Annotated in this window: 9 protein-coding genes; 6 read left to right on the top strand and 3 right to left on the bottom strand. The window is 70.2% G+C overall.

All coding sequences use genetic code 11. The features are described from left to right. Position 1: 1 nt before the first annotated feature. Positions 2 to 1600: a Na+/H+ antiporter gene (locus ACFWBB_RS34085; protein WP_385280398.1), complete on the bottom strand. Its 1599-nt coding sequence runs from the start codon at positions 1598 to 1600 to the stop codon at positions 2 to 4. Between the two features lie 59 nt (positions 1601 to 1659). Here ACFWBB_RS34085 and ACFWBB_RS34090 point away from each other — a divergent pair, with 59 nt between their 5' ends. The 3 genes from ACFWBB_RS34090 to ACFWBB_RS34100 all read left to right on the top strand — a co-directional run bounded on the left by ACFWBB_RS34090 (position 1660) and on the right by ACFWBB_RS34100 (position 3784). Beyond that, positions 1660 to 1920 carry a UBP-type zinc finger domain-containing protein gene (locus ACFWBB_RS34090; protein WP_385280373.1) on the top strand — a complete coding sequence of 87 codons (261 nt, stop codon included), beginning with the start codon at positions 1660 to 1662 and terminating at the stop codon, positions 1918 to 1920. A gap of 341 nt (positions 1921 to 2261) precedes the next feature. Then, positions 2262 to 2675, top strand: coding sequence for an anti-sigma regulatory factor (locus ACFWBB_RS34095; RefSeq protein WP_020130755.1), 414 nt, complete (start codon positions 2262 to 2264; stop codon positions 2673 to 2675). A 17-nt stretch (positions 2676 to 2692) separates the two neighbouring features. Beyond that, positions 2693 to 3784: an RNA polymerase sigma factor SigF gene (locus tag ACFWBB_RS34100; protein WP_385280377.1), complete on the top strand. Its 1092-nt coding sequence runs from the start codon at positions 2693 to 2695 to the stop codon at positions 3782 to 3784. A gap of 27 nt (positions 3785 to 3811) precedes the next feature. Here ACFWBB_RS34100 and ACFWBB_RS34105 read toward each other — a convergent pair whose 3' ends face one another. Beyond that, a complete protein-coding gene (locus ACFWBB_RS34105) occupies positions 3812 to 4252 on the bottom strand; it encodes a hypothetical protein (RefSeq protein WP_385280380.1) in 441 nt (146 codons plus the stop codon). A gap of 147 nt (positions 4253 to 4399) precedes the next feature. On the opposite strand from ACFWBB_RS34105, the gene ACFWBB_RS34110 reads away from it, so the two are divergent. Both ACFWBB_RS34110 and ACFWBB_RS34115 read left to right on the top strand, forming a co-directional pair. Next, on the top strand, positions 4400 to 5368 hold the full coding sequence (locus ACFWBB_RS34110; protein WP_385280383.1) for a diacylglycerol/lipid kinase family protein: 969 nt from the start codon (positions 4400 to 4402) through the stop codon (positions 5366 to 5368). A gap of 319 nt (positions 5369 to 5687) precedes the next feature. Then, positions 5688 to 5945, top strand: a complete 258-nt coding sequence (locus ACFWBB_RS34115; protein ID WP_006380970.1) for a WhiB family transcriptional regulator — start codon at positions 5688 to 5690, stop codon at positions 5943 to 5945. Between the two features lie 183 nt (positions 5946 to 6128). On the opposite strand, the gene ACFWBB_RS34120 is transcribed toward ACFWBB_RS34115, so the two are convergent. Next, positions 6129 to 7595, bottom strand: a complete 1467-nt coding sequence (locus ACFWBB_RS34120) for a sensor histidine kinase (RefSeq protein ID WP_385280401.1) — start codon at positions 7593 to 7595, stop codon at positions 6129 to 6131. A 568-nt stretch (positions 7596 to 8163) separates the two neighbouring features. Here ACFWBB_RS34120 and nagB point away from each other — a divergent pair. Beyond that, on the top strand, positions 8164 to 8949 hold the full coding sequence (gene nagB, locus ACFWBB_RS34125) for a glucosamine-6-phosphate deaminase (RefSeq protein WP_385280386.1): 786 nt from the start codon (positions 8164 to 8166) through the stop codon (positions 8947 to 8949). The last annotated feature ends 55 nt before the right edge of the window (positions 8950 to 9004 follow it).

The following is a 9004-nucleotide window of genomic DNA, read 5'->3' on the forward strand; positions in this document are numbered from 1 at the left end:
CCTACGCCGTCTCCCGGTAGGCCGCCGCCTCCTCCAGGTCCAGTCGGCGCAGCAGCGTGCGCAGCATCTCGTCGTCGATGTGGCGGCTGTCCCGCAGCCGGACGAACACCTCGCGCTCGGCACTGATCATCTCGCGCGACAGACGCCGGTACACGTCGTCGGCGGTCTCGCCGGTGACCGGGTTGACCTGGCCGAGGCGCTCCCAGACGGCGTTGCGGCGCCGCTCCAGGACGCTGCGGAGCCGGTCGGCGAGCGGCGGCGGCAAGGTGTTGCGTTCGTCGGACAGGAGCTCGTCCAGGCGCTCCTCGGCGACCCGGGAGGCCTGCGCCTGCGCGTTGGCCTCGGCGAGCGTCGCGGCCTGCGGGTCGGCCTCGGGGAACCGCAGGAGGCGAATCAGCGGGGGCAGGGTCAGTCCCTGCACCACCAGGGTTCCGATGACCGTGGTGAAGGTGAGGAAGAGGATCAGATTGCGGTACGGGAAGGGCGCGTCACCGTGGTCCACGGTGAGCGGGATGGAGAAGGCGATGGCGAGCGAGACCACGCCCCGCATGCCGGCCCAGGCGATGACGATCGGCCCCCGCCAGGTCGGGTTCTCCTCCCGCGCGCGGATGCGCGCCGACAGCAGCCGGGGCAGGAAGCTCGCCGGATACACCCACAGGAAGCGCGTCGCCACGACCACTACGAAGAGCGCGACGGCGTACCAGGCGGCGTCCAGTCCCTCGTAGGCGCCGAGGCCCTTCAGGACGACGGGGAGCTGGAGGCCGATCAGCGCGAAGACCGCCGACTCCAGGACGAAGGCGACCATCTTCCACACGGCCTCCTCCTGGAGGCGGGTCGCGAAGTCGACCTCCCACGCGCGGTGGCCCAGGTAGAGCGCGACGACGACCACGGCGATGACGCCGGAGGCGTGGAACTGCTCGGCGGCCGCGTACGCGACGAAGGGGATCAGCAGGGAGAGCGTGTTCTGGAGGAGGGGCTCCTTGAGGTGGGTGCGCAGCCAGTGCAGCGGGGCCATCAGGATCAGGCCGACGGCGGTCCCGCCGACCGCCGCCACCAGGAACTCCTCGACACCGCCCGCCCAGGACGCGCCCTCGCCGACCACGACCGCGAGGGCCACCTTGTAGGCGGTGATCGCGGTGGCGTCGTTCAGCAGCGACTCGCCCTGGAGGATCGTGGTGATCCGTGAGGGCAGGCCGACCCGGCGCGCCACCGCCGTGGCCGCGACCGCGTCCGGCGGCGCCACCACCGCGCCCAGCACCAGAGCCGCCGTCAGCGGCAGCCCGGGGACGATCAGGTAGGCGGCCCAGCCGACCGCGAGGGTCGCGAAGAGCACGTACCCGACCGACAGCAGGGCCACCGGCCGCATCTGGGCGCGCAGGTCGAGGTAGGAGCTGTCGGTGGCCGACGTGTACAGCAGCGGGGGCAGCAGGAGCGGCAGCACGACGTCCGGGTCCAGGGTGTAGTCGGGCACCCCGGGCAGGTAGGACACCAGCAGGCCGACCGCCACCAGCAGCAGCGGCGCGGGCACCGGCGTGCGCCGCGCCGCCGCCGCGAACGCCGCGCTGCCGGCCACCAGCAACAGCAGTGGCATCACGTCCATGTCTCGCCCGCCCTCGTTCTTCGCGCGGTCGTCCGCACGGCCGTCGTAATCTGGCAATCATGAAACAGTGCACGCACGCCGACGCGCTGCCCCACCCCGAACCCGTCCCGCTCGGCGAGACGTGTTCGGAGTGTCTGCGGGACGGCACCCACCCGGTGCAGCTTCGGCTCTGTCTGACGTGCGGCCACGTCGGCTGCTGCGACTCCTCGCCGAGCAGGCACGCGACGGAGCACCACAAGGAGTCGGGCCATCCGGTGATGCGGACCTTCGAACCCGGCGAGAACTGGCGCTGGTGTTTCGTGGACCATGTCCTCCTATGAGGAGACCATGTCACGTACGGCCGGTCCTCGTACGACCCGTTCGCTCGTGAACTTCTGAGGCGGTGCGACCGTTGAACTCATGAGACGTCCCGGCCGTCCGGCGGGTACGGTTCGACCATCTGACCCCTGGGTACGTCAACCCGGCGCGCCCTCTTCCCATTTGGGCCGACAGACCTCTAGACACGGAGCGTGTTCACAGCTTTACTGTGAGTGACGCCAGGGGGTTGGGGTCCCGGGACAGGAAACTTCAGAGCGCGATAGCGTCACCGCTGCACGACACACGCGTTACCCCGGGGGGCGACCCTCGGCCCCGAAAAGCTTGTACCACCTTGGAGGTGAGGGTGTCCCAGATCGCAGGCGAGCCCGCGACCCAGGACTTCGTCGAAGTCCGGCTGCCGGCTGCGGGTGCCTACCTGTCGGTGCTGCGGACGGCCACGGCCGGCCTCGCGGCCCGTTTGGACTTCACCCTGGACGAGATCGAGGACCTGCGCATCGCGGTGGACGAGGCCTGCGCGATCCTGCTCCAGCAGGCCGTGCCCGGCTCGGTACTCAGTTGCGTGTTCCGACTCGTCGACGACTCGCTCGAAGTCACCGTCTCCGCGCCGACCACGGACGGACACGCCCCCTCACGGGACACCTTCGCCTGGACCGTCCTGTCCGCCCTCGCGGGCAAGGTGTCCTCCGCCGTCGACGAGGACAAGACCGTGACGATCAGCCTCTACAAACAACGCGGCGCGGGACCCGGGCCGGCGTGAGGAACGGGGACGGGCCGGTGCGGGACGAAGAGCGCGGCACACGGGAGCTGCCGGCCGAGAACGCCGAGATTCCAGTCTCTCCGGACGGTTCCCGACGCATGGCGGACGGTATCGACGGCATTCCCGAGCAGGCCCGGCCGCATCCGGAGGACGACTCGGCCTCCACGCAGGCGGGCCTGCCGGAAGGTGCCGCGCAGGGCTCGCCTCGGGAGAGGCGGATCGGGGGCTCGCCCCCGGGCCGAGCAGAGGTGAGGGCTCGACAGAGGGCGACGGGCGGGACAATGAGCGAGCACGAGCGAGACGGCGAACAGAGCGTGCCGGGCGCGCGGCACGAACCACCGGCGACCCCCGCCCCGGGGGACCGCAGCGGGGCACGGGCGATGTTCGTCGAGCTGCGCAAGCTCGAGAGCAGCAGTGCCGAGTACGCGGACATGCGCAACCAGCTGGTCCGCATGCATCTGCCGCTCGTCGAGCACCTCGCACGGCGCTTCCGCAACCGCGGTGAGCCGCTGGACGACCTCACCCAGGTCGCCACCATCGGTCTGATCAAGTCGGTCGACCGCTTCGACCCGGAGCGCGGGGTGGAGTTCTCCACGTACGCGACCCCGACGGTCGTCGGCGAGATCAAGCGGCACTTCCGCGACAAGGGCTGGGCGGTGCGGGTGCCGCGCAGGCTCCAGGAGCTGCGCCTGGCACTGACCACGGCGACGGCCGAGCTGTCGCAGCAGCACGGCCGCTCCCCCACGGTCCACGAGCTCGCCGAGAAACTGGCGATCTCGGAGGAGGAGGTCCTGGAGGGCCTCGAGTCCGCCAACGCGTACTCCACGCTCTCGCTGGACGTGCCCGACACCGACGACGAGTCGCCGGCGGTCGCGGACACCCTCGGCGCGGAGGACGAGGCGCTGGAGGGCGTCGAGTACCGGGAGTCCCTCAAGCCGCTCCTGGAGGACCTCCCGCCGCGCGAGAAGCGGATCCTGCTGCTGCGGTTCTTCGGCAACATGACCCAGTCGCAGATCGCGCAGGAGGTCGGCATCTCGCAGATGCACGTCTCGCGCCTGCTGGCCCGCACGCTGGCCCAGCTGCGGGAGAAGCTGCTCGTCGAGGAATGACGGAGCGGACCGGCGCGGCAGCGGCGGCTACTCCGACGCGCGGCCGGGCCCCCGGATCCCGAGGGCCCGGGTCGTCTCCTTGTTGACCAGCAGGACCAGCGCCGCGATGGCGGTGGCCGCGAGCGCGATGCCCGCCGGGATCGCCATGCTGTCGGCCTGCAGCAGGTTGTAGGCCACCGGCAGCGCCATGATCTGGGTGATGACGGCGGGCCCCCGGCTCCAGCTGCGCAGGCCCAGCAGGCCACGGGCGGCGAGCAGCGGCAGCAGGGCGAGCACGATCAGCGTGACCCCACCGGTGACGGCCTGCTGACGGTCGTCCGGGTCGCCGCCGATCCCCAGGGCGAGCATCCACACCCCGCCGACGACCAGCGCCAGCCCTTCCAGGGCGACGAGCGCGGCGGCGTACGTCAGCCGGCGCGGGCGGGCGGCTGCGGTTTCCGGGGCGGCGGGAGTCTGGTCACTGCTCACTCCTGAAGGGTAGCCCGCACCCTCGATCAGGCCCCGGGCCGCCCACGCGCACGGGCGTGGCGCTCGTGTCGAGGCTCACTCCGTGATCTCTTACCCGATCCCCACCTGGCCTGTGCCCGGTACCACCCAGTAGGTACGCTGCAACTCATGCGTGCACTTCTCGTGGTCAATCCGGCGGCAACCACTACCAGTGCACGGACGCGCGACGTTCTCATCCACGCGCTCGCGAGCGAGATGAAGCTCGAGGCGGTCACCACCGAGTACCGGGGGCACGCGAGAGATCTGGGCCGGCAGGCCGCGGACAGCGGGAACGTCGACCTGGTGGTGGCCCTCGGCGGCGACGGCACGGTCAACGAGGTCGTCAACGGTCTGTTGCACGCCGGTCCCGACCCGGAGAAACTGCCCGGCCTCGCGGTGGTCCCCGGCGGCTCCACCAATGTCTTCGCCCGTGCCCTGGGGCTGCCCAACGACCCGGTGGAGGCCACCGGCGCACTGCTGGACGCCCTGCGTGAGGGCGGCGAGCGCACGGTCGGCCTCGGCCTGGCCGCCGGCACACCTGGCACGGAGGACGAGGCGGTGCCCTCGCGCTGGTTCACGTTCAACGCCGGGCTCGGCTTCGACGCCGGAGTGGTGGGAAGGGTGGAGCAGCAGCGCGAGCGCGGCAGGAGATCCACCCACGCTCTTTACATACGCCAGGCCGTGCGCCAGTTGTTGGGTGAGTCACAGCGCCGGCACGGGTCGATCACCCTGGAGCGGCCGGGTGCGGACCCGGTGACCGATTTGGTGCTGTCCATAGTCTGCAACACGGCTCCGTGGACCTATCTGGGCAATCGCCCGGTGTACGCGTCACCTAAGGCCTCGTTCGATACCGGGCTCGACGTACTCGGTCTCAGCCGTCTGTCCACGGCCTCGGTCGCCCGATATGGCACCCAGTTGCTCACTTCGTCCCCCGAGCGGGGCCCGCACGGCAGGCATGCGGTCTCATTGCACGATCTGGACCGGTTCACCTTGCATTCGAAGGTCCCCTTGCCCCTTCAGATGGACGGTGACCACCTGGGGCTCCGAACAAGCGTGACGTTCACAGGCGTACGCCGTGCACTGCGTGTGATTGTGTGAGCAGAAAGGGCGGAAGTCCTTTCACTCGAACGTTTAGGCCAGGATCCACCCCATGGAAGTACGGCTGTGACCTAGTCGACACCGAGGAATCAAAAAAAACTTTCCGGTAGGGGTTGTATCCGCCGCTGAGGTTTGCGAGTCTCTATCTGGCGATCGGGACAGCCCGCAACATCGGCATCCACTGATCACCGGAACCCCTCTTCAAAAAACAGGACCGCGCCGGGCAACTGGCTGGTGGGCCCTTCACTTGTTGAGGGATTCGTGAAAGCGTTCACATTCACAAGCAACTTGCACGTAATACCAAGGAGAGGTAGCAGCCATGGACTGGCGTCACAACGCCGTTTGCCGCGAGGAAGACCCCGAGCTCTTCTTCCCCATCGGCAACACCGGTCCTGCGCTGCTGCAGATCGAGGAAGCCAAGGCCGTCTGCCGTCGCTGCCCGGTTATGGAGCAGTGTCTGCAGTGGGCGCTCGAGTCCGGCCAGGACTCCGGCGTCTGGGGTGGCCTCAGCGAGGACGAGCGTCGCGCAATGAAGCGCCGCGCCGCCCGCAACCGGGCCCGTCAGGCCACCGCCTGACAACACCCGCCCCGCGAGCCTGAGCTTGGCGGCGCGTACAGCGAGTACGCATCTCCCGCCCCCGAGCCGCAGCGCGCAGTACCCCCGATGCGCAGCACACGCTGCCAACGAGCATTCGAGCCCCGGACCCCTGAACGGTCCGGGGCTTCTTGCTGTGCGCCCGCGCCGTCCGGTGCCCGCCCGCTACTTCCGCGTGCGCACCGGGATGTCCAGGATCACCTGCGTCCCGCGCTCCGGCGCCGGGACCATGTCGAAGGTGCCGCCCAACTCGCCCTCCACCAGCGTCCGTACGATCTGGAGGCCGAGGTTGCCCGAGGTGTGCGGGTCGAAGCCGTCGGGCAGGCCGACGCCGTCGTCCTGGACGGTGACCAGGAGGCGGCCCTCCTTCGTGGTGCCGCCGCGCACGGCGGAGACCTCGACCGTGCCGGTGTCGCCCTCGACGAAGCCGTGCTCCAGGGCGTTCTGGAGGATCTCGGTGAGGACCATGGACAACGGGGTGGCGACCTCGGCGTCCAGGATGCCGAAGCGGCCGCTGCGCCGGCCGGCGACCTTGCCCGGGGAGATCTCGGCGACCATCGCCAGCACGCGGTCGGCGATCTCGTCGAACTCCACCCGCTCGTCCAGGTTCTGAGACAGCGTCTCATGCACGATGGCGATCGAGCCGACCCGGCGGACCGCCTCCTCCAGTGCCTCCCGGCCGCGCGCGGACTCGATACGCCGGGCCTGCAGACGCAGCAGGGCCGCCACCGTCTGGAGGTTGTTCTTCACCCGGTGGTGGATCTCCCGGATGGTCGCGTCCTTGGTGATCAACTCGCGCTCGCGCCGGCGCAGTTCCGTGACGTCACGGAGCAGCACGAGCGCGCCGATGCGGGTGCCCTTGGGCTTGAGCGGGATCGCCCGGAACTGGATGACCCCGTCCCTGGCCTCGATCTCGAACTCGCGGGGCGCCCAGCCGCTGGCGACCTTGGCGAGCGCCTCGTCCACCGGACCCCGGGTCGGGGCGAGTTCCGCGGTGGTCAGGCCGAGGTGCTGGCCGACCAGGTCGGAGGCGAGGCCCATGCGGTGGTAGGCCGACAGCGCGTTCGGGGAGGCGTACTGGACGATGCCGTCACCGTCGACGCGGATCAGGCCGTCGCCGACACGCGGGGCCGCGTCCATGTCCATCTGCTGGTTGGGGAACGGGAAGGAGCCGGCCGCGATCATCTGCGCGAGGTCGGAGGCGCTCTGGAGGTAGGTGAGCTCCAGGCGGCTCGGAGTGCGCACGGTGAGCAGGTTGGTGTTGCGGGCGATGACCCCGAGGACGCGGCCCTCACGCCGTACGGGGATCGACTCGACCCGGACGGGGACCTCCTCGCGCCACTCCGGGTCGCCCTCGCGCACGATCCGGCCCTCGTCCAGGGCGGCGTCCAGCAGGGGACGGCGGCCGCGCGGGACGAGGTGGCCGACCATGTCGTCCTGGTACGAGGTCGGGCCCGTGTTCGGCCGCATCTGGGCGACCGAGACATAGCGGGCGCCGTCGCGAGTGGGCACCCACAGGACCAGGTCGGCGAAGGAGAGGTCGGAGAGCAGCTGCCACTCCGAGACCAGCAGGTGGAGCCACTCGAGGTCGGAGTCGTCGAGTGCGGTGTGCTGGCGTACGAGTTCGTTCATGGAGGGCACGTCTGCGAGCGTACCCGCGGGTCTGTGCATGGCCTAAACCCGTCGGCGGCGGGTGGCCGGCCGCACGGGGCCCTGGTCCGGAAACACCCGCGGGCCGCGGCGCCTGAGAGGGACCCTCAGCCCTCCCGGCACCGCAGCCCGGAGCAATATCGGCCGCGGGGTGTGCGGTCCCGTCGACCGAAAGGTGAGGAGCCGGGGCAGTCAGGGCAGAGAGCTCCGGGTCCTCGGTCCGCCTTCCTGTGCGGGGAAGACGGAAGTTCTTGGTTCTGTTCCCTTGCCATTGTGGACTAGACCACTAGGGGTGTCCATGCGTGCAAGGCTGTTTGTTGTTGTGGGCATTTGGATGCTCTGACATCCACAACGCAGCCTAGCCTGTGCGGGTTCCCGCGCGGGCCGGATGCGCGGGGCATTTTCCGCGATCCCCTCCGGCACCGTCCGTCCCAGCGCCTCCCGCACCCGAAGACGGGTGCTGCCGACTCTGTTAGATTGACCCCTAGATTGGTCTAAACCACATAGCCCTTCCGGGTCCCCCGAGCCCCTCTCAGAACGGCAGGCCAGCGTGGAAGTTGTCATCGTTGCGGACGCCCGGTCGGGCGGCGAGCTCATCGCCGAGGCCATGGCTCAGCTCCTGCGGCGCAAGCCGGACGCCCTGCTCGGCGTGGCCACCGGCTCCACCCCGCTGCCCATCTACCAGGCGCTGGCGGCCAGGGCGCGCTCCGGTGCCGTGGACACCGCGCGGGCGCGGATCGCCCAGCTCGACGAGTACGTGGGCCTGCCCGCCGACCACCCGGAGTCCTACCGTTCGGTACTGCGACGGGAGGTGCTCGAACCGCTCGGCATCGGCATGGAGGCGTTCCTCGGCCCGGACGGCACGGCCACGGACGTGCAGGCCGCGTGCGAGGAGTACGACGGCGCGCTGGCCGCGGCCGGCGGGGTGGACCTCCAGCTGCTCGGGATCGGTACCGACGGCCACATCGGGTTCAACGAGCCGTGCTCGTCGCTGCGCTCGCGGACCCGGATCAAGACGCTGACCGAGCAGACCCGGGTGGACAACGCGAGGTTCTTCGACGGCGACATCGAGCAGGTGCCCCATCACGTCATCACCCAGGGGATCGGGACGATCCTGGAGGCACGGCACCTGGTGCTGCTCGCCACCGGGGAGGGCAAGGCGGACGCCGTCGCGGCCACCGTCGAGGGACCGGTCGCGGCGGTGTGCCCGGCCTCCGCGCTCCAGCTGCACCCGCACGCGACGGTCGTCGTCGACGAGGCCGCCGCGTCCAAGCTGAAGCTCGCCGAGTACTTCCGGCACACCTTCGCCAACAAGCCGCAGTGGCAGGGCATCTGAGGCGCGCCACCCCGTACGACGACGAGGACGCCCGGCTCCTGGAGAAGAGCCGGGC

Origin of the sequence: Streptomyces sp. NPDC060000 (genome assembly GCF_042737375.1) — a bacterium.
Taxonomy (GTDB): domain Bacteria; phylum Actinomycetota; class Actinomycetes; order Streptomycetales; family Streptomycetaceae; genus Streptomyces.

What these genes read in the sequence shown, in the direction of transcription:
- ACFWBB_RS34085 (WP_385280398.1), bottom strand. Translation starts at nt 1,600, where the DNA reads ATGGACGTGATGCCACTGCTGTTGCTGGTGGCCGGCAGCGCGGCGTTC.
- ACFWBB_RS34090 (WP_385280373.1), top strand. Translation starts at nt 1,660, where the DNA reads ATGAAACAGTGCACGCACGCCGACGCGCTGCCCCACCCCGAACCCGTC.
- ACFWBB_RS34110 (WP_385280383.1), top strand. Translation starts at nt 4,400, where the DNA reads ATGCGTGCACTTCTCGTGGTCAATCCGGCGGCAACCACTACCAGTGCA.
- ACFWBB_RS34115 (WP_006380970.1), top strand. Translation starts at nt 5,688, where the DNA reads ATGGACTGGCGTCACAACGCCGTTTGCCGCGAGGAAGACCCCGAGCTC.
- ACFWBB_RS34120 (WP_385280401.1), bottom strand. Translation starts at nt 7,595, where the DNA reads ATGAACGAACTCGTACGCCAGCACACCGCACTCGACGACTCCGACCTC.